General features: G+C 50.1%; 12 protein-coding genes. 5 read left to right on the plus strand and 7 right to left on the minus strand.

The annotated features are described in order from the left end of the window. Window positions 1-58: 58 nt before the first annotated feature. From CWB99_RS08900 to pdhR, 5 genes are all read right to left on the minus strand, one after another. Complete coding sequence (locus tag CWB99_RS08900; RefSeq protein WP_138551112.1) at window positions 59-1,405, minus strand: serine hydrolase domain-containing protein; 1,347 nt, start codon at window positions 1,403-1,405, stop codon at window positions 59-61. 195 nt (window positions 1,406-1,600) lie between these two features. Beyond that, window positions 1,601-3,025: a dihydrolipoyl dehydrogenase gene (lpdA, locus tag CWB99_RS08905; protein WP_046003627.1), complete on the minus strand. Its 1,425-nt coding sequence runs from the start codon at window positions 3,023-3,025 to the stop codon at window positions 1,601-1,603. Window positions 3,026-3,247: 222 nt separating this feature from the next. Continuing rightward, the gene (gene aceF, locus CWB99_RS08910) at window positions 3,248-5,140 is read right to left on the minus strand and encodes a pyruvate dehydrogenase complex dihydrolipoyllysine-residue acetyltransferase (protein ID WP_138551111.1); all 1,893 of its coding nucleotides are present in this window, start codon (window positions 5,138-5,140) and stop codon (window positions 3,248-3,250) included. Window positions 5,141-5,151: 11 nt separating this feature from the next. After that, a complete protein-coding gene (aceE, locus tag CWB99_RS08915) occupies window positions 5,152-7,818 on the minus strand; it encodes a pyruvate dehydrogenase (acetyl-transferring), homodimeric type (protein WP_138551110.1) in 2,667 nt (888 codons plus the stop codon). Window positions 7,819-7,886: 68 nt separating this feature from the next. Beyond that, entirely contained in the window at window positions 7,887-8,636 is a 750-nt protein-coding gene (gene pdhR, locus CWB99_RS08920; RefSeq protein ID WP_046003630.1) for a pyruvate dehydrogenase complex transcriptional repressor PdhR, read from the minus strand. Between the two features lie 579 nt (window positions 8,637-9,215). Between pdhR and CWB99_RS08925 the strand changes: the two genes are divergently transcribed. Then, on the plus strand, window positions 9,216-10,865 hold the full coding sequence (locus tag CWB99_RS08925) for an alpha/beta fold hydrolase (RefSeq protein WP_138551109.1): 1,650 nt from the start codon (window positions 9,216-9,218) through the stop codon (window positions 10,863-10,865). A gap of 39 nt (window positions 10,866-10,904) precedes the next feature. Here CWB99_RS08925 and CWB99_RS08930 read toward each other — a convergent pair whose 3' ends face one another. Both CWB99_RS08930 and CWB99_RS08935 read right to left on the minus strand, forming a co-directional pair. Further along, on the minus strand, window positions 10,905-11,597 hold the full coding sequence (locus CWB99_RS08930; RefSeq protein WP_138551108.1) for a penicillin-insensitive murein endopeptidase: 693 nt from the start codon (window positions 11,595-11,597) through the stop codon (window positions 10,905-10,907). A gap of 134 nt (window positions 11,598-11,731) precedes the next feature. Beyond that, a complete protein-coding gene (locus CWB99_RS08935) occupies window positions 11,732-12,874 on the minus strand; it encodes a hypothetical protein (protein WP_138551107.1) in 1,143 nt (380 codons plus the stop codon). 771 nt (window positions 12,875-13,645) lie between these two features. Between CWB99_RS08935 and CWB99_RS08940 the strand changes: the two genes are divergently transcribed. From CWB99_RS08940 to CWB99_RS08955, 4 genes are all read left to right on the plus strand, one after another. Beyond that, window positions 13,646-16,006, plus strand: coding sequence for an RICIN domain-containing protein (locus tag CWB99_RS08940; protein WP_138551106.1), 2,361 nt, complete (start codon window positions 13,646-13,648; stop codon window positions 16,004-16,006). A gap of 192 nt (window positions 16,007-16,198) precedes the next feature. Then, window positions 16,199-17,614, plus strand: coding sequence for a PfaD family polyunsaturated fatty acid/polyketide biosynthesis protein (locus CWB99_RS08945; protein WP_138551105.1), 1,416 nt, complete (start codon window positions 16,199-16,201; stop codon window positions 17,612-17,614). Window positions 17,615-17,631: 17 nt separating this feature from the next. Next, entirely contained in the window at window positions 17,632-18,687 is a 1,056-nt protein-coding gene (gene fabD, locus CWB99_RS08950; protein WP_138551104.1) for an ACP S-malonyltransferase, read from the plus strand. A 66-nt stretch (window positions 18,688-18,753) separates the two neighbouring features. Beyond that, on the plus strand, window positions 18,754-20,493 hold the full coding sequence (locus tag CWB99_RS08955; protein WP_046003637.1) for a carbamoyltransferase family protein: 1,740 nt from the start codon (window positions 18,754-18,756) through the stop codon (window positions 20,491-20,493). Window positions 20,494-20,593: the final 100 nt, after the last annotated feature.

The following is a 20,593-nucleotide window of genomic DNA, read 5'->3' on the forward strand; positions in this document are numbered from 1 at the left end:
TGAGCCTGTATAGTCAAACACAGCGCTCAAATATGCGTTCTCAATAAGCAGAAGCCACTTACAACTTAAACAGCGGCTTGCCCTTACCCCGATACAGCCCAACTGGAATCAGACTGGTTTTGCCTTCAGCCACACTGAGCTGGTAATAATTCTGCGTGCATTCATAAGAAAAAGCGTTATTGGCTCTGGCGACCAGTTTACGTTTTTCGCCTTGTCCTTTTTGCCCGTACAGAATCCCCTCCTCAAACGTCACTTTAAGCTGCTGCTTGCCAGCTGACTGATACTCGCCAACTAAGGTTTTGGCAAAATGATTCAGCTCCGTATCTGACAAGGGTTTTGGTGTTATGTTCAGGTACTGCGCGACCATATCCAGCAGTGCAGGGCCCGGGTGTAGGGTATCCTGGTTACTCAGGCTAATCGCGTATAAATCAGCTTCTGGGAAATAAACTGACATAGCTAAAAACCCGGGGACTCCCCCTTCGTGGAAATAGCTTGGCTGCCCGGCAAGCTCAAAGGTGTAAAAACCATAGCCATAGTTGGCAGCAGAGCCATCATTAAGTGTAGCACTGGTGATCATTGCCTGATAACTGGACGGACTGACGACTTTGCCGGCTTTCAGGCCACGGTGCCAGCGGCTCATGTCGGCCAGTGTTGTCTCGATGCCACCGGCTGAATAGATCCAACTGCGATCAACATAAAAAGGGGCGACAGGTGTCTTTTTATCGTCTACTGAGCTGTAGCCTTTTACTTCATCGCCGCCTGTCCCCTTGGTGAGTACCTGCGAATGTTTCATACCCAGCGGTGTAAAGATATGCTGTTGCAGGTAGTCTTTGTAGCTCAACCCGGAAACCTGCTCGATGACCTTACCTAGCAGCAAATAGCCAGTGTTAGAGTATCTATGCCCTTCACCCGCAGGGTAAAGTACAGGTGCTTGTACAATCTCTGCCAGGATCTGATCCAGTGTACGATAGTGTGCCATCTTGGCGCCAATCTCTGGACCTTCGTTGTAATTCGGTAAACCTGCCGTATGCGACAGCACCCGTTCAATTGTCAGTTTGGCATAGTCAGAGCGCAATGTTGGAATGAATTTTCCCAGTGGATCCTGTATGGACAGCTTCTTCCTATCAGCCAACTGCAAAATGGCCGCAGCCGTAAATTGCTTAGTGATGGAGCCAATCTGAAATCTCTGTTTTGTGTGCAGTGGCAGAGCGCGCTTGATATCAGCGACGCCAGCTGCCCCGCTATAGATCAGCTTTTTGCCCTGCTCAATTCGTACCGCAATGCCCGGCTGATCAGCCTCTGTATAGCAGGCCAGCGTGGCATCAAAGTCAATACTGGTATTTGCCTGTACGCCACAGCTCAGTGCACATAAAACAAGCCCACTGTGGAGCAATCGAATTGTCATAACGCATTCCTTGTAGTTCTTTTTATTATTGATCCTCACCGACGTTAGCACAGTGTCTAAATGTTAACAATACCGCTTCTTTTCTCATCACCTGGGCTCAAACGCACCAAAGGTGCTCGTCCTGCACGACATGCCAGGCACAAAAAAACCCGGTCTCTGTAAGCCGGGTTTTTTTAGTTCATTCAGAAGTAGCGATTACTTCTTCTTCACGGCCTTTTTGTTAGGCAGGTCAGTGATTGAACCTTCGAAGATCTCAGCCGCCAGACCGATTGACTCGTTCAGCGTTGGGTGAGCGTGGATAGTCAGTGCCACGTCTTCTGCGTCTGCACCCATCTCAACTGCCAGGCCGATCTCGCCCAGCATTTCACCGGCGTTGATACCAACCATAGCACCACCGATCACGCGACCAGTCTCTTTGTCGAAGATCATCTTAGTCTGACCTTCAGTACGTGCAGAAGCAATTGCACGGCCAGAAGCTGCCCACGGGAATACCGCAGTTTCAATGCTCAGACCTTGCTCTTTCGCTTCTTTCTCAGTCACACCAACCCATGCGATTTCTGGATCTGTGTACGCGATTGAAGGAATGCACTTAGGATCGAAGTAGTGTTTCTTACCAGAGATCACTTCAGCAGCAACGTGTGCTTCGTGAACCGCTTTGTGCGCAAGCATAGGCTGACCTACGATGTCACCAATCGCATAGATGTGGTTTACGTTCGTCTTCATTTGCTTGTCAGTGTTGATAAAGCCACGCTCGTCAACCGCAACGCCCGCTTTGTCTGCATCAAGCAGTTTACCGTTAGGCGTACGACCAACAGCAACCAGTACTTTGTCGTAACGTACCTGGCCTTCTGGTGCTTGCTTGCCTTCGAAAGAAACGTAGATACCGTCTTCTTTCGCTTCAACTGCAACAACTTTAGTAGAAAGCATGACGTTGAACTTGTCTTTCACGTACTTCTGGTAAATCTTGATTACGTCTTTGTCAGCCGCAGGAACCAGTTGGTCTGCAAATTCAACCACGTCGATTTGTGAGCCCAGTGCACGGTACACAGTACCCATCTCAAGACCGATGATACCACCACCCAGAACAAGCAGTTTTTCTGGTACGTCTTTCAGCTCAAGTGCGCCAGTTGAGTCAATGATACGCTCATCTTCTGGGATGAAAGGCAGGTTTACAGGCTGAGAACCCGCAGCAATGATAGCATTGTCGAAGTTTACAGTCGTTGTGCCGTCAGCACCTTCAACCGCGATAGAGTTAGAGCCGGTGAATTTACCGTAGCCGCTAACTACTTTCACTTTACGCATTTTCGCCATGCCAGACAGACCGCCTGTCAGCTGACCAATTACAGACTCTTTCCAGCTACGGATTTTGTCCAGGTCGATTTGAGGAGCACCGAAAGTTACACCGTGTGAAGCCATTTCAGCTGCGTCGTCGATTACCTTAGCCACGTGTAAAAGTGCTTTTGAAGGAATACAACCTACGTTCAAGCACACACCACCCAGGGTATCGCGAGATTCGATCAATGTAACTTCTAAACCTAGGTCTGCTGCACGGAATGCTGCAGAGTAACCACCAGGACCACCGCCTAGTACAACAACTTGAGTTTTGATTTCGTTGCTCATGTTATTACCTTAACTATTATTCGAACGGGACTCTACTCGAGTGAGTATCCGCACCCAATTGTGCCTGATCATCGGCAAGCGCTGCCACCAACAACCAGAGAGAGTTTTTTGTTGCGCGAAAGTGTATCATTCGCACCCACAGATGTCCCGCCCAAATATCAGACAGGACAGTAAAAATATGACAAAACCGCACAACCTGGGGTCATGCGGTTTTGCTTTGGCTTACATTACCAGCTGACGAATGTCGCTCAGGTAATTGGCCAGCGTCACAGTAAAGCGGGCTGCCAGTGCACCGTCAATAACACGGTGGTCGTATGAACAGCTCAGCGGCACCATCAGGCGCGGCTCAAACTCTTTACCATTCCACTTCGGCTTCATCTCAGACTTAGAGACACCTAAGATAGCCACTTCCGGTGCATTCACGATAGGCGTAAATGCCGTACCACCGATGCCACCCAGGCTTGAGATAGTGAAACAACCGCCCTGCATATCAGCGGCAGTCAGCTTACCTTCACGGGCTTTCTTAGAGACGTCCATCAGCTCGCGAGACAGCTCGATGATGCCTTTCTTGTTGACGTCTTTGAAGACAGGCACAACCAGGCCATTTGGCGTATCAACTGCCACACCGATGTTCACATACTTCTTCAGGATCAGGCTTTCACCGTCTTCCGAAAGTGATGAGTTAAAGGTCGGGAACTCTTCCAGCGCTTTTGCCGCTGCTTTCATCACGAATACCAATGGGGTGATCTTCACGCCCATTTTCTTCTTCTCTGCCAGTACATTCTGCTCTTTACGGAATGCTTCCAGCGTGGTGATGTCAGCTTCATCAAACTGAGTAACGTGTGGGATCTGAACCCAGTTACGGTGCAGGTTAGCGCCAGAGATCTTCTGGATACGAGACAGTTTCTTCTCTTCTACTTCACCAAACTTGCTGAAGTCGACTTTTGGCCAAGGGATCAGACCCAGCTCACCGCCACCTGTGCTGCCGCCTTTGCTGATCTCGCCAGACTCAACCTTACGAACCAGTTCTTTAACATAGTTCTGCACGTCTTCTTTCAGTACACGGTTCTTACGGCCAGTACCTTTAACGCGTGCCAGGTTAACGCCAAACTCGCGCGCCAGACGACGTACCACAGGCGAAGCATGGGCATAATCATCATTAGCAACAAACTCGTCTTTGGCTGCACTTGGCGCAGGAGCCGCAGCCGGAGCCGGAGCCGTTTTGGCCGCCGGAGCTGGCGCAGCTGCTGATGCAGCAGGTGCTGCCGGAGCTGGTGCTGTAGCTGCAACAGTTTCAAATACGAAGATCAGTGAGCCCGTTGACACTTTGTCGCCAGCAGCAACTTTGATTTCTTTCACAGTACCGGCAAATGGCGCAGGCACTTCCATTGAGGCCTTGTCGCCTTCAACGGTGATCAAAGACTGCTCTTCTTCAACGCTGTCGCCTACTGCCACCATGATTTCAGTGACTTCAACTTCGTCGCCACCGATATCTGGTACTTGTACTTCCTGCAGTGAAGGCGTTGCTTCAACCGGGGCTGCGGCAGGCGCAGTTTCTGCTGCAACCGGTGCTGCTGCACTCGCAGTTTCAAACACAAAAACTAAGCTGCCGGTGGCCACTTTGCCGCCAATCTCAACTTTGATTTCTTTCACAGTACCGGCAAATGGTGCTGGTACTTCCATTGACGCCTTGTCACCTTCAACCGTGATCAAAGACTGCTCGGCTTCAACGCTGTCGCCAACCGCAACCAGAATTTCAGTGACTTCAACTTCGTCACCACCTATGTCTGGTACGTGGACTTCTTTCACTTCAGCAGTTGCCGGTGCTGGCGCTGCTGCGGCCGGAGCCGCCGCAGGTGCTGCCTCAGCAGCAGGCGCATCGCCCGCTGCTTCGAAGACCATGATCAGTGAACCGGTCGACACTTTGTCGCCTTCACTGATCTTGATTTCTTTAACCGTACCCGCTTGCGCAGCAGGCACTTCCATTGACGCTTTGTCGCCTTCAACGGTGATCAGCGACTGCTCTTCTTCTACCGTGTCGCCAACGCTGACCAAAATCTCGGTTACTTCAACCTCATCGGCGCCAATATCTGGTACATGAATTTCGATTGCCATCACTTAGCCTCTTATGCGTAAAGTGGGTTGGTTTTGGTTGTGTCGATATCAAATTTCTTGATAGCGTCTGTTACTACTGATTTTTCAACTTTGCCTTGCTTAACCAGCTCGCTCAGTGCAGCAACCACGACATAGCCTGCATTCACTTCGAAGTGACGACGCAGGTTTTCACGGCTGTCAGAACGGCCGTAACCGTCGGTGCCCAGCACTTTGTAAGAAACGCTTGGCATGAAAGCACGAACCTGATCGGCATAGCTCTTCATATAGTCAGTGGCCGCAATTGCCGGAGCTTCGCCCAGTACAGTGCTGATGTAAGATACTTTTTGCTCTGCATCCGGGTTCAGCATGTTGAAACGCTCAGCGTCCTGACCGTCACGTGCCAGTTCATTGAATGACGTGACAGAGAATACGTCTGACGCAATACCGTAATCGTCGCTCAGGATCTGCGCTGCTTTACGTACTTCGTTCAGAATAGTACCTGAACCCATCAGCTGTACCTGAGCCTTGTCGCCAGTGTAGCTTTCCAGCTTGTAGATACCCTTACGGATACCCTCTTCGGCGCCTTCTGGCATAGCAGGCTGATGATAGTTTTCGTTCATCAGCGTCAGGTAGTAGAACACGTTTTCCTGCTCTGGACCGTACATACGACGGATACCGTCTTGCAGAATAACCGCCACTTCAAACGCAAACGTTGGGTCGTAAGAAATACAGTTAGGGATCGTGCCCGCCTGAATGTGCGAGTGACCATCTTCGTGCTGCAGACCTTCACCGTTAAGCGTTGTACGACCTGCTGTTGCACCTAGCAAGAAGCCGCGTGCCTGCTGGTCACCCGCCATCCACGCCATGTCGCCAACACGTTGGAAACCGAACATAGAGTAGTAGATGTAGAACGGGATCATTGGCAGGTCATTGGTGCTGTAAGACGTTGCCGCAGCCACCCATGAAGACATTGCACCCAGCTCGTTGATACCTTCTTGCAGTACCTGACCAGACGTGGCTTCTTTGTAGTAAGAAACAATGTCGCGGTCCTGAGGGGTATAGTTCTGACCGTGCGGGTTGTAAATACCAATCTGTCGGAACAGGCCTTCCATACCGAAAGTACGCGCTTCATCGGCGATGATAGGTACGATGTTTTTGCCCACGCCCTTGTCTTTCAACAGGATGTTCAACGCACGAACATACGCCATAGTCGTTGAGATATCACGCTTTTGCTCTTCCAGCAGCGGCTTGAACGCATCCAGCTCTGGCAGCGTCAGCGCTTCTGAGAAGTTAGGCAAACGCTGCGGCGTGTAACCGTGTAGTGCCTTACGACGTGCGTGCAGATATTCGTACTCTGCAGACCCTTCTTCCAGTGTCAGGTAAGGCAAATCTTTGATTTGCTCGTCAGATACCAGGTCTTCCAGGCCCAGACGTGAACGCAGGTGCTCAACGTGCGTCATGTCCATTTTCTTCACCTGGTGGGCGATGTTTTTACCTTCCGCCGCTTCACCCATGCCGTAACCTTTTACAGTCTTAGCCAGGATCACCGTCGGACGACCTTTAGTCTCTTGTGCCGCTTTAAATGCTGCGAACAGTTTAGATGGCTCATGACCACCACGCTTCAGCGCGAAGATCTCTTCATCTGTCATATCCGCAACCAGTGCCGCTGTCTCCGGGTAACGACCGAAGAAGTGCTCACGTACGTATGCGCCATCTTTGGCTTTATACGTCTGATAGTCACCATCGATGGTTTCATTCATCAGCTGTAGCAGCTTACCTGTAGTGTCTTTCGCCAGTAGCTTGTCCCAGCCTGAACCCCAGACAACTTTGATGACGTTCCAGCCAGCACCTTTGAACAGACCTTCCAGTTCCTGAATGATCTTACCATTACCCATTACCGGTCCATCCAGACGCTGTAGGTTACAGTTGATCAGGTAACACAGGTTATCCAGCTTCTCGCGGGCCGCGAAAGAAATCGCACCACGAGATTCTGGCTCATCCATTTCACCGTCGCCCAGGAAGGCGTATACACGCTGCTCGGCTGTGTCTTTCAGACCACGGCCGTCAAGGTATTTCAGGAAACGTGCCTGATAGATAGACGCGATTGGACCCAGACCCATAGATACAGTTGGGAACTGCCAGAATTCAGGCATCAGTTTAGGGTGCGGGTAAGAAGACAGACCTTTGCCGTCTACTTCCTGACGGAAGTTGTCCAGCTGCTCAGCAGTCAAACGACCTTCCACGAACGCACGGGCGTAGATACCTGGAGAAATGTGGCCCTGATAATAAACCAGGTCGCCGCCGTCTTTTTCATTTGGTGCGCGGAAGAAATGGTTAAAACACATTTCATAAAACGCTGCAGACGACTGGTACGACGCCATATGTCCGCCCAGCTCCAGATCTTTCTTAGAAGCGCGCAGTACGATCATGATCGCATTCCAGCGGATGATAGAGCGAATACGACGCTCCAGATTCACATCCCCCGGATAGGCAGGTTCCTGATCTGCCGGGATAGTGTTGACATAGTTGGTCGTAATACCGGTTGGCATATCAACACCGTCCAGACGCGCCTGCTCAAGTACCTGCTCAAGCAGGAATTGTGCGCGCTCTACGCCTTCTTCTTTTACAACCGACTCAAGCGCCTGCAACCACTCTTGGGTTTCTAGCGCGTCTACGTCAAATTTATTGACTTCAGACATATGGAGTGTTCCTTATGTTTAAAATACGAATTTATTCTATAGCGTTAGCTTATGGCTCTGTTTGTGTACTACTGTGCTTTGGTGCGACGCAAGCTGCGCTCAATGCGCGACCGCTCCCGCCCGGCTTCCAGCAACGCCTCTTCAATAAAGGCTAAGTGCGCGTTACTGGCCAGCCTTGCCTGCTCAGGCTTACCTTCGATCACGGCGTTTTTTAACACCTCGCGATGATGGGCAAGCTGTGCGCTGGCATCCGGCTTTTGCACTAACACCGTTAAGTTCTGCAATACATTTTGTTCCAGTAAAGACTGCATGCCCCGCATCAGATGCAACAACACCACATTGTGTGAGGCTTCTGCTACGGTAAAGTGGAAGGTATTGATGGCTCTGGCCTTTTGCACCAGGTCATCGCCAACGCTGGCAATATCATCAAAGCTTTGTTCCACTTTATCGAGATCCGTTTGCGTGCCACGCATGGCGGCGTAATACGCTGCAATGCCCTCCAGGGCATGACGAAACTCCAGCAAATCAAACTGCGACTCGGGGTGTTTACTGATCAACTCAAACAAGGGATCAGTGAGACCTTCTTCAAGCTGATTTTTTACATAGGTACCGCCACCCTGACGCCGGGTAACCAGCCCTTTGGCTTCAAGCTTCTGAATTGCTTCTCGCAGCGATGGCCGCGACACTTCAAACTGCTTGGCCAGTTCACGCTCCGGCGGCAGCTTCTCCCCTGGCATCAACGACCCTTCGAGGATCATATTTTCCAGTTGCTCCAGAATGACATCTGATAATTTCGCTGCTTTTATCTTTAAAGACATTGATTAAACGCCGAGTTTATAGGTGAAACCCCAAGCCAGCTGTCTCTGTTCCTGCCCGCCAAATACCGGCAAGATACTGATCCAGCTCACTCTTTACTTAAACAGATCCGGTAAGGCCAACCCTAAAGGTAAATTGGTCATACCAAATTTGTGCACTACGTTATCAAAATCAAGCGCAACTGTCAAAAATCGGCGCTTTGCGGCTAAAAGTAATACAAAAAAGCCACCACAAAGTGTCTAAACTTTATACAAGTTAAATGATTTAAAAAAGAAAAATAAAATGGTCAGACCAGATGAGCATAGAGATGAAAAAGACCCGTCATAATTGTACGCTGACGGGTTGCGCTTTATTGGTTTTGCGGCCTGGCTAACTTAGACCCACATGTAACCTCACCACACCTTGGTGCTGACTACCACTTTCAAAACTCGGCTCGGGATCATAACGCAAAAAGCGCACTCAGCTGGTTTATCAACTTGAACCTTTTTCAGGTAAAAAGCGATACACAATAAATCGGGAATAAGATAACGTTAAATCCAAACGAACAAGGTTGATAAAAAGTAAAGGGAAATAAGAAAACAATGAAGCTATCCATAGTCGCACTGAGTGCTCTCGCACTGAGCAATGTCAGTCAGGCCACCACCCTCACCGAATCACATTTTAACCGCTATCTGGATTTTAACTGGGGCGCGTGTCCGGCGCAGTTTCAGTCCGCAGATAACAACAATACTTGTACGCTGGCAGACGTGCCTCTGAACTGGCAGGAACCAGACGGTAAAAAAATCTCCGTGCTGGTCTCTAAATCCCCTGCAAAGTCGGCAAACAGTAAGGGGCAAATTTGGCTGTTACAGGGCGGACCGGGTGGCTCTGGCAGCTTTTTTATTCAGCAATTAAACACCACTTTGGCGCCTTTTACCGAGCACTATGATTTATACGTGCTGGAACATCGCGGCGTTGGCTGGTCGACTCATCTGGCGTGCGGCAATCCGGTTGACGTCGATTACGCTCAGTATGCCCAAACCTGTTTTGATGATCTCCATCAGCAATGGGGCGATGGCCTGTTTGAGTTTAATACCACAGCAGCAGCACGGGACCTGGATTATGTGATCGGCAAAAGTAAGGTGCGAGACTGGCAACCCAGCTATGTATATGGCGTTTCTTATGGCACGCTGTGGGCACAAAGGTTCAGTCAGGTTGCCCCAACCGGTGCTCAGGCCATTATCCTTGATTCAGTGCTGCCACCCGCAGAATTTGGTAATGATCTGTGGGATGAGAACTTTAACGCGACACTGGACGATTTGCTCGCCTACTGCCAGCTTGATACAAGCTGTCAGTCACGGTTAAATTTCAGTTCGCTGTCGCAGCTCAAACAGCGCCTTAATGATATTTTTACCGCCCAGCACTGCCCCGGGCTGGACTTTGACCGCCGGGCTTTACATATCCTGGCATCCCTCGGCTTATCTCGCTCTGTGGAGCAAATATTGTTGCCCGCGCTGCATCGCCTGAACCGGTGTAGCAACGATGACGTCGTGGCCCTGAATAACCTGCATAATTTTGTCTTTAAAGGCCTGGGTAAAAAAGTGCTACCACTTGGGGACAAAGATCCTTTGGGCTTTTCGCAGGTTGTTTCAAAACTTATTACCCACAACGAAATTAATCATGTGCAACGCGATTTGCACACCAAGCTGGCTTATTGTCAGGATGCCATTGCCTGCTACCCTGACTTTATGAGCTATCGTATACACATAGATAAACAGATCTGGAGCAATCGTTACAGCGACCCTTATATCTATCAGCCAATGCACCATTATATGCCGACGCTGGTACTCAATGGTGACCTGGACCCACAAACGCCCCATACCTATATACCGCTGATCCAAAATGCGTTTACAAATATTAACCAGCGTTATGTTGAGCTGCCGCAGACCCATCATGGGGTGCTTTTTGTCAGCCAGACCAAGGACGTAAACGCCAACACCTGTGGTGCAACAATCATGCAAAACTTTATTGAGGATATTTGGAGCCAGCCAGATACCAGCTGTATCGCAGATTTGCAGGGGCTTAACTTTGACGCATCCACCATGGCAAGCCAGGTGTTGTTTGGTACGACCGATGCTTTTGATGGCCAGCCAGCGGTCATGTCAGAGGCCGATATCATGCAGCTCAAGGCATCTGATCCACAAGCATTTGCGCAGGCATCCGCCACCTTTATGCCACTAATCGATTTCTGATAGGTTTATTTCACATTTAACACAATGACTGGAACCACTTTATCCGGTTTCAGTCATTGACTCGCAGGGTATATCAAAATCAACATGGTAGTGTTCATCATGACGAACCCAGGACGGTTTTTTTGAAAACTGAATCTGGGTTTTCAGATATTCCCCATACTGCGTGCTGAACAGGTTAGGTTGCAAATTAGGATCGAAAATAACGCGCCAGATATCATGACCGCGACGTATTGCCTGCTGATGTAACGCGACAATGTGCGCCGCCATCGCATCATAGTCTATTCGCAAGCCATCAAACTGCTCCTGTTTATCAAATTCGATAAGGTAGCCAAACTTATTAAATGGATGTGTTGGCAAGTGTACCGACTCACCCGCTGTATTGATAACGGGCGTCATAAAATCCACCGATAAACCATTACGATGGGTTTTATGTGGCCTGAACTGTCCGCCTGCGGCAAAACCTGTCTCAGCATACTTGTACACTTTATCTGGGTGCGATTGTTCCAGCGCCTGATAGGCCGCTGTCACAATTTCATACACCTCTGAATGTACATAGGTACGCCCGGCCAGGCGCGCAAGCTGGCTGTAACCTTCGAAGTTGTTCCCTGAATACGGTAGTTCAACCCCGCCGCTCAACGCACCTCGTGCCGTTGTACCATAACAGGTGCTGGTTTTGGCGTTCACAAGCACAGGCACGAGCATAATGAACAGTAATAAATTGCGATATGTCATTGCGGCAATGTAACTACACAGAGCTGAATAGTTGCTGACAAAAGCCGACGATATTCTTGCTAAGAAATGTGCCTGCAATCGCTAAATTGCAACGTTCAGCTGGGCCAAATAAGGCCCAGCCAGTTTTAAGGGGGTTAAGGGAAAGTAACCCTCAGTGGTGCCAGTTTAAAGGCCCCCTGTTTTGCCTCATTCAGGCCAGTCAGGGCGATAAAGCTGGTTTGGGTTTGGCGCTGGTAGTGATCTTCAGCATAGCCAAGTTGCTTTGCCTGCTCGGGACTCCCAAGTGGGTTATGTTCAAACGCAAAGCTCATCAGCCAGTAAGTTTCGTAATCGCGGGCATAGGTATTGCGATTAAGAAATGCCCCATACTGCGAAGGAATATCCCAGGCAATTTTGGTCTGGATCTGTTCGGAGTCCGTTGCGCTTTGATAGCTTAAAGTAAAAAACGGTGCCAAAAAGGCTTTGGCATTGCCGCGCAGCGCCCCCAGTTCGTAAACCGGATTATCCCAATTCCAGACGCCAAAATCGGTTGCTGCGACGCTCAGACCATCTTGCTCCACGTCTTCTTTAAACAACAAGCGGGAGATATAACCATCCAATACTACCTCGCCCTTGATAGGCAAGATCAGGTGTCCAGGTTCACCGTAGCCTGGGTGGCTGTAGTCGCATTTCCCAAACCGTGAGTTGAGACAATACACAATGTCATTGTCGGCCGAGGCTTGATTGAGGTCGCTGGGATGCTGCATTTTCAGAGCATAAGGCAGACGTGTTGCATCATGATGTTGTAATAACTTCAACAGTGCGGTTCGACTATATGATAAGTCGGTTACAAAACTTTGCGGCTTGCCATCAACCCGGCGCTCGCTATTTACCCATATGCCCAGCGTATTGCTGTCCTGTAGCCGCGCCAGTGCCTCACGCACGGGCAAGTCTGCCGCCCAGGCCTGTCTGTCACTTTGCTGACGCTCGGGCATAAAGGTCCCACAATGCAAGTAGCTATGCTCTGTATAGACATCAAAATACGCAAACTCCAATTGGCTTGCAGCAAAGCGTGCCCGCAGATGTGGTTCGCCCTGTTTGTCTATGATATCGAAACCAAGAAACCGTAGCGAAGGGTCGGCTTTAAAATCGGCTTGACTGGCGGAGTGTGTACTTTGTAAGAGGTGCTGTTCACTCAACGCGGTACTGCAGGCGTTATCCACCAGTTGCGTGCTTGCCAGGCTTATCTGGGTAAAGGAGAGTGCTGTAAAAAAGAAAAAACGCGATAATACTGTCATGATCTAATCCTTGAAATGATCCAATGTTAACGAGCAGCCATAGGCTACACCTGTTATTGCGGCACTGCGTTACTACCGAGCTGAGATCTAACAGCAAACCACGCAAGCCGCAAACCAATAAATTAACATTCAAACACCAATTTTAACAGAGTTAAATTGAGCATTGGTGTGCTGTTGCTATCAATGCAATTTCAGGAGAGTAGATGATAAAACGATTGCCCTATTTGCAGCGTTATGGATAGCCACTCCAGTAAACTGCAACAGTGATGACACCAGCTCACTACCTATGTGCCTTTTCCCCTCATTGTTACAGCTGGTTTTGCTTGGGAAGCCACAACCTTGCTCTGGCTCAGGCTAACAATGATTATCCATGGCCCGTACCGGGCTAATGTAACCAGTAATAACTCCCTTACGAGAACATTCACTTTGTCAGTATAAAAAAGGGAAGTGATTCAATCATCAACTCCCCACAAAAGGAACAACCATCCTTCAATTACATCAAGTAAATGAGTAACTTTTTACCCAAATAGGTTATATAAATTACATAGAATAAACGTTACGTAATAACATATTACCATTCACCCATTTTTCTGTTGATATTTTATTCTCAACTGTTAGTTTTCTAGGTCCATTTGTAACATTTCAGGAGGTAACCTTTTCACTCAGGGTCAATCATGTTGAAGCTGAAAAAGACCAGAGAGGGTAAATTTATTCACCAAACAGGAAGGTCCCAGCATCAAAAATAAAAACAATTTAAATTAGAGAAAAATAATGAAAAAACTCACCTTGACACTCAGCGTGTCATTAGGGCTAAGTACACAGCTATTTTTGCCCAAATCATTTGCAAATAATTTACAAGGCCCTTGCTACGACTACGCATCCCGGACCAGCAGCACCTCCACTACCGTCGACTATCAAAGTGGTGCACTGTCTCTGGCAAACAATTTTGCCGGACTGGCTTTTGAGAGCAGCCCAGCTTTAAGTGTGGTCTACCCGTTACTGCACGACACGATCATGGATTCGCTCAACGAAGAGTCGGTCAATGGTGCCGACTCTGAGCTGGTCGGCTGCTTATCCCACTTCGAATCCCGCATTTCGAATCTGGAAATCAGCCAGCTAACCGGGCCCTTAAATGATATTCAGCATCTCATGAAGTCGGCACACAGAGATGCCACATCAAACCTAAAGGGGATGCATTATGATCTTGCTGAAAAATATAGCAAAATGGCTGATGATCTCGCGACAGTGATCCAAAGCCAACTCGCGCAAATAGACTCTGGTTCAGTTTCTAAGACCACGTTTGATACCCTCACCAGAAGCGTTATTCCCGGGTTTGTCAGCGCAATGCAAATGACCTTTTTGCACCGGGCGGAATTTGACAATATGTGCGAGAACCTGGACACCCCACCTTACTGGCATAACCTCAGTGACGATGGGCTTGTTCCCTATGCCACTTTGTATGATATCCGTGAAGGTACTCAGCACCTTACGAACCTGTTTACCCGGCCAGAGGAGAGCAGCTCGGATAATGCCTCTTGTACATTGGGCTATGCAACCTTCTTCGATTTCATGAGCCTGAAAGATGGTAACTGGGGCGAAGCCTTACGTCAGATAGGCCTGGAAGTTGTGCCCAATGGTCGTAACCCCAGCCTGATCTCGGTAAGGCTAAACTTTGAAGATTCGAAACTGATCCAATATCGGGAAGCCTTTATTTCCCCATGTCGTCACAACGCCTATAAAGATGACTACGACAACTACACCATGAACGCCTCTCATTGCGACAGCAACTACAACTCGCGTATCAGTCAGATCCGAAACCCATCATTTTTAGACCAAACGTCCCGGCATGCCGATGTAAAGGAAGTTATGTATAGCCTGGCGCATGTGATCGACGCGTGGGATCTTAACAACCTGATAAAGACCCGCAATGAGCTAACCGGCAATACCGGAAATATTGATTTTCACAATGCCCTGCGGCTAAAACACGGTCCATCCAACCTGTGTGTTGATCAACAAACTAAGGTACGTAGCGTCTGTACCAATGGCGCCAGTCACTTTGTGTTTGAACCCTTCAATGGCGGCTATTCAATCCAGCGTGCTGAAGACAATCGCTACTTTAAAGACAAAGGTGGCGATGCTGACTTTAAGGTATATTCAGATAGGGGCAATGACGCAACCTGGTATCTCAGCTCAGCCAATAGCCAAGGCCGTTATCAGCTGAAAAATAAATCAACAGGCCGCTGTCTCATAGCATCTGGGGATACGCTGTCCGTCGGGGGGTGCAGCGGAGCACAGTGGGAGATCAACGGCAGCCACGTACCGGCGGACAACACGCTGGTGCGCCTGCGCGACACCAGTAACAATACCTGCGTCAGCCAAAACTGTGATTCAGATACCTACGAGCTCAGACTCACACACCTGGACAATGGCTATAAAATTACTCGCTACACCGACGGTAAACACTTGCGAAATCAAAGTGACATAGGCTTTTCCAATGCCAGACTGTATCGCGTGATAACACCGGGTTCCCCTTTTGGACCAGCTGAAACCATCACAGAACCTGCTGCAGTGTGGTACATCTATGATGCCAACGGAGACAATAAGTTTGCGCTGCGCAATAAAGAGACCAACCAGTGTCTGGTAACACACAATGGTAGCCTGAGTAATATCAGCTGTAACGATAACAGCGAGGTCTGGGCATTTGACCGCAAAACACCGCCGCTGGGTCGTCACCTCCAACTGGCTCAAGATGGTATGTGTCTGTGGTCAGTTGGCTACATCGACTCTAAAATGTCATACGGCTTATCGGCAGGCTGCGAGCAAAGTATGAAACGCGTCACGCTTGAAGGTATGCAAGGGGGTTATTTGATCCATGATCCACTAGACGGACATTACCTGACAGATCCGGGTGCCGCAGAGTATGACCATTTTGGCCTCACAGCCCCCACAGAGCCCAGTGACAATTCGATCTGGGATTTTATCGGCCCTTATGGCAACGGTAAATATCAGATCCGCAACCGAGTCACAGAAAAATGCCTGAGTTCTAAACACCTGAATCAATACACCAGGGGTGCTATGGTGATCAGCTGTAGTGAAGAAGAGAGCAAGTCCTGGGAGTTTAAAACGCGATAATTACACAACAGCGTTTATTTTCTACTATCAACGCTGTTAAAACTTAAGCCTCGGAAATACGTCTGGGGCTTTTTATCATCTTTATGTCGTAACAAAATGGCTTTTACTCCTCCAACCTCTCCCCCTTCTCCATTATGTTTTCATAATTATGTATTACGGTTCAGTGTAATTATCATACTCGGGCATTGACTCTTGATTCAGACACTCTCAGGCGGCACCAGCCCAAACCAGTTTCCAGCCATTTCAGCGCAACAGCTGGGTGCCGCATCGTTTCGGCGCGACTATGGCGTTAACTATGCCTATGCCAGCGGCGGCATGTATCGGGGCATTGCCTCGGCAAAGCTGGTTATCGCCATGGCACAGGCCGGCTTGCTGAGCTTTTTTGGTTCGGGCGGCTTGTCTGTCGATGTCGTTGACCAGGCACTGAGTGAAATACAAAACGCGCTCTCAAAAGAACAACGCTTTGGCCTGAATCTGGTCTGTAATCTGACCCAGCCAGAGCAGGAAATGGCGTTGGTTGAGCTGTGCCTGAAGCGCCAGATTCGTTGCCTGGAAGCCGCGGCTTTTATCCGTATTACTCCGGCGCTGGTACTGTATCGCCTGCGTGGTCTGGTGCGAGATGAGCAGGGCCAGGTGGTGTCGACCAATAAGCTGATGGCCAAAGTGTCGCGCCCCGAAGTCGCCAGTGTGTTTTTAAGCCCGGCCCCGGACAATATCGTTGCCCAATTACTGGCAGATAAACAAATCACTTTAGAGCAGGCCGAGTTGAGTAAGCAGATTGCCATGTGTGACGACCTGTGTGTGGAAGCCGATTCCGGCGGTCATACCGATCAGGGTATGCCGGCGGTGCTGCTGCCTGCCATGCAACTGTTGCGCGATACCCTCAGCGCTGAGCATGCCTTCAACATTATACCGCGCGTCGGTCTGGCCGGGGGCATTGGCACGCCCGCCTCGGCGGCGGCCGCGTTTATGATGGGCGCAGACTTTATCCTGACCGGTTCAATTAACCAATGCACGGTCGAAGCCGACACCTCAGCGGCAGTGAAAACCCTGCTACAAGACATCAATGTACAGGACACTGACTACGCCCCTGCCGGAGACATGTTTGAACTGGGTGCCAAAGTACAGGTACTGAAAAAAGGCGTGTTTTTCCCCGCCCGGGCGCAAAAGCTGTATCAGCTTTATCAGCACTACCCGTCACTGGATGCCATCCCCGCGGCGCAGCGCGCGCAACTGGAAGACAAAGTATTTAAAAAGACCTTTGCTGAGATCTGGCAGGAGACCCGTCAGTACTTACACCAGCAAGGGCGCAGTGAGGAAGCCATGCGTGCAGAGCAGGACCCTAAATACAAGATGGCCCGCGTGTTTCGCTGGTACTTTGCCCACTCGATGAAACTGGCATTTGCCGGAACCACTCAGGAGCGGGTCAATTTTCAGGTCCATACGGGACCTGCACTGGGGGCGTTTAATCAATGGGTGAAAGGTACTGATCTTGAGCCGTGGCAACAGCGCCACGTGGCCAATATTGCCCAGCTGCTGATGACAGAGACCGCCACCGTGCTGACAACCCGAACCCGTCACTGGCTGGCGCCAGCACACGTCGATTAACCACAGGCGAGGCTACAATGAAAAGCTATTTATTTCCCGGACAGGGCGCGCAATACGTTGGCATGGGCAAGGCCTGGTTTGACTTGTTTCCCGAGCATACCCAAACAGCCAGTGACATTCTGGGTTACTGCCTTAAAACTTTGTGTCTGGACGACCCACATAACCAGCTGAACCAGACCGAGTACACCCAGCCTGCCCTGTATGTGGTCAGTGCATTGGCATTTTTGGCACACCAGCAGCGCGACCCGGCGCCGGCAGACTTTATGGCCGGGCACAGCCTGGGAGAATACACCGCGTTGTTTGCCGCCGGTGCGCTGTCTTTTGAAGATGGCCTGCGACTGGTGCAACAGCGTGGCGCTCTGATGAGCCAGGTCCGTGGCGGTGCAATGGCCGCGGTATTGGCGTTAGACGAGGCCGCGATAAGAGCAACTCTGGCAGAGCATCAGCTGGATGCGCTGGACATTGCCAATCTGAATAGCCCACAGCAAAGCGTGCTCTCAGGCCTGAGCGACGACATCAGCCGTGCTCAGCCTGCTATAGAGCAAACCGGTGGGCGGTTTATCCGGCTTAACACCAGCGGCGCATTCCATTCCCGCTATATGACCGATGTACAGGCAGACTTTGCACGCTGCGTGGCAGAGGTTGAATTCAAAGCCCCCGCAGTCCCTGTGATTGCCAACGTCAGCGCGCTGCCCCACCAGAGCAACACTATCCAGTCACAGCTGGTCGCTCAGCTGACCCACTCAGTACGCTGGACCGAAACAATTACCTACCTGCTGGCGCAGGGTGACATGACATTTGTCGAGCTGGGCCCTAAGAAGGTTCTCACTAAATTAGTGGCGGAGATCAAACAACACGCAGCTGAGTACGCACACAGCGATACCCAAACGCTGGCACAGCAGGTTGAACAGTGGAATCAAACGCATGGCGTCGGCACAACAATCAAAGTCGCCCATATTAGCGAGCCAATGCGCACCCGTACCCCAGCCATATTGCTGTTCGGCCACCGACCCGCGGTGTATGTGGAAGGCGCGCAGGGCTATATCGCATTAGACGAAGCCAAAGCGCTGTAACAGAGAAAGAATATGCCCCGGCCCAGGCCGGACACAGAATAATGACCCAACTTTTGGACTGAAACGATGAAATACTATATTGGCCTTGCCACCTCCTTTCATGATCCTGCCATTGCGATTGTCAATCAGCAGGGTGACGTGATTTTTGCCGAAGACGCCGAGCGTTTTCTGGGCTACAAACGGGGCCTGTACTGCCTGCCGGATAACCCCTATTACATCGAGGAAGTCCTCAAGACCTATTGCAGCGACTGCACTGAACTGGTGATAGCCAAAACCTGGAGTAAAGGCCGCGAGAAAAGCACCAACATACTCGAAAACGTGGTGCTGAGCATTCTCGAAACCTTCTCGTTTAATATTGACGTGAACACCCGCGACATCAAAGATCAGTTCTACTTTGCCCGAGCCTCACAGGCCGCTGCGGGGCGCACCCTGTCGCGCTTTTTTGAAGCCTCATGCCGTAACTTTATCGTGGGTAACTACCGTAATAAAAAGCCCACTGAAGTACGCTATTTTGACCACCACCTCACCCATGCAGCCAATGCCTGTTTTAACAGCCCATTCAGCGAAGCATCCTGCCTGGTGGTAGACGGTATGGGTGAGAAAAGCAGTATCGACTACTTCACTTATAAAGACGGTAAGATCACCCCGGCACCCATCAAGGTGAAACGCTCATTTAAAAGTCTGGGCCTGTTTTACACCATTATTTGTGAAAACCTGGGCTTTGATCCGCTCAAGGGCGAAGAATGGAAAGTCATGGGTCTGGCACCTTATGGTAAAAAAGATCAGAAAATCTACGACCTGCTGCGCGCCTCTTTGCAGGTGAAAAACGGCAACTTCGTGGTGCCGAAAAACCTCAATGCCATCATGAAAGAAATCAAAGCCATGGCGCGTGAGCCGGGCGAGTCCATTGAAGCCTACAAAGATTTTGCCTACACCGGACAACTGGTATTCAGTGAGATCTTTATGGATCTGATTGATGCCATCTACGAGCATGCACCCTCTAAAAATCTCGCAATTTCCGGCGGCTGTGCACTGAACTCCTCCTTTATGGGCACCGCGCTGGCGAAATCCAAATTTGACAACATTTTTGTACCCTCAGCCCCGGCAGACGATGGTAATGCCATTGGTGCCGCCTTGCTGTGCTACCAGCAAGACAACCCAAGCTGGCAGCCTTCTACGCAAATTCAGAGCCCCTATACCGGCTCTGAGGTGAAGCAAAAATCACTGGATAAACTGCACCGTTACAGCCACCTCAAAGCCACCGATTACGGCGAAGATGTTTACAAGAAAACCGCTGAGTTCCTGGCTGAAGGTAAAATCATCGGCTGGGCACAGGGCCGTGCTGAGTTTGGTCCGCGCTCGTTGGGCAACCGCTCAATCCTGGCCAACCCGTGTCTGGTCGACATCAAAGACACTGTGAACGCCCGGGTTAAGTTCCGCGAAGAATTCCGCCCCTTTGCGCCATCTATCTTGCATGAATATGGCGACGAGTACTTTGAGGACTATCAGGAATCTCCTTACATGGAGCGTACTTTGGTGTTTAAAGAAGCGGTGCGTGACAAAGTACCGGGCGTGGTGCATGTCGACAACACAGGCCGTCTGCAAAGCGTGAAGAAAGAATGGAACGCGCCATACTATAAGCTGATCGACAGCTTCCGTGAAATCACCGGTGTGCCGGTACTGCTGAACACCAGCTTTAACATTATGGGTAAGCCCATTGTCCACTCGGTTGAGGACATGCTGGCGGTGTTTTTGATGTCCGGCATTGATGTGCTGGTGATCAACAACACCATTTACGAGAAGTAACCCTGCGGCAGTCACAGTATTGATGTGGCTGCCCGATTGAGAAAGACCCGCGCGACGCTCAAACAACAGCGTTCGCACAGCCCGACTAGACGTTTATCGA

Origin of the sequence: Pseudoalteromonas rubra (assembly GCF_005887095.1) — a bacterium.
Taxonomy (GTDB): Bacteria; Pseudomonadota; Gammaproteobacteria; order Enterobacterales; family Alteromonadaceae; genus Pseudoalteromonas; species Pseudoalteromonas rubra_E.

What these genes read in the sequence shown, in the direction of transcription:
- CWB99_RS08900 (WP_138551112.1), bottom strand. Translation starts at nt 1,405, where the DNA reads ATGACAATTCGATTGCTCCACAGTGGGCTTGTTTTATGTGCACTGAGC.
- lpdA (WP_046003627.1), bottom strand. Translation starts at nt 3,025, where the DNA reads ATGAGCAACGAAATCAAAACTCAAGTTGTTGTACTAGGCGGTGGTCCT.
- aceF (WP_138551111.1), bottom strand. Translation starts at nt 5,140, where the DNA reads ATGGCAATCGAAATTCATGTACCAGATATTGGCGCCGATGAGGTTGAA.
- aceE (WP_138551110.1), bottom strand. Translation starts at nt 7,818, where the DNA reads ATGTCTGAAGTCAATAAATTTGACGTAGACGCGCTAGAAACCCAAGAG.
- pdhR (WP_046003630.1), bottom strand. Translation starts at nt 8,636, where the DNA reads ATGTCTTTAAAGATAAAAGCAGCGAAATTATCAGATGTCATTCTGGAG.
- CWB99_RS08925 (WP_138551109.1), top strand. Translation starts at nt 9,216, where the DNA reads ATGAAGCTATCCATAGTCGCACTGAGTGCTCTCGCACTGAGCAATGTC.
- CWB99_RS08930 (WP_138551108.1), bottom strand. Translation starts at nt 11,597, where the DNA reads ATGACATATCGCAATTTATTACTGTTCATTATGCTCGTGCCTGTGCTT.
- CWB99_RS08935 (WP_138551107.1), bottom strand. Translation starts at nt 12,874, where the DNA reads ATGACAGTATTATCGCGTTTTTTCTTTTTTACAGCACTCTCCTTTACC.
- CWB99_RS08940 (WP_138551106.1), top strand. Translation starts at nt 13,646, where the DNA reads ATGAAAAAACTCACCTTGACACTCAGCGTGTCATTAGGGCTAAGTACA.
- fabD (WP_138551104.1), top strand. Translation starts at nt 17,632, where the DNA reads ATGAAAAGCTATTTATTTCCCGGACAGGGCGCGCAATACGTTGGCATG.
- CWB99_RS08955 (WP_046003637.1), top strand. Translation starts at nt 18,754, where the DNA reads ATGAAATACTATATTGGCCTTGCCACCTCCTTTCATGATCCTGCCATT.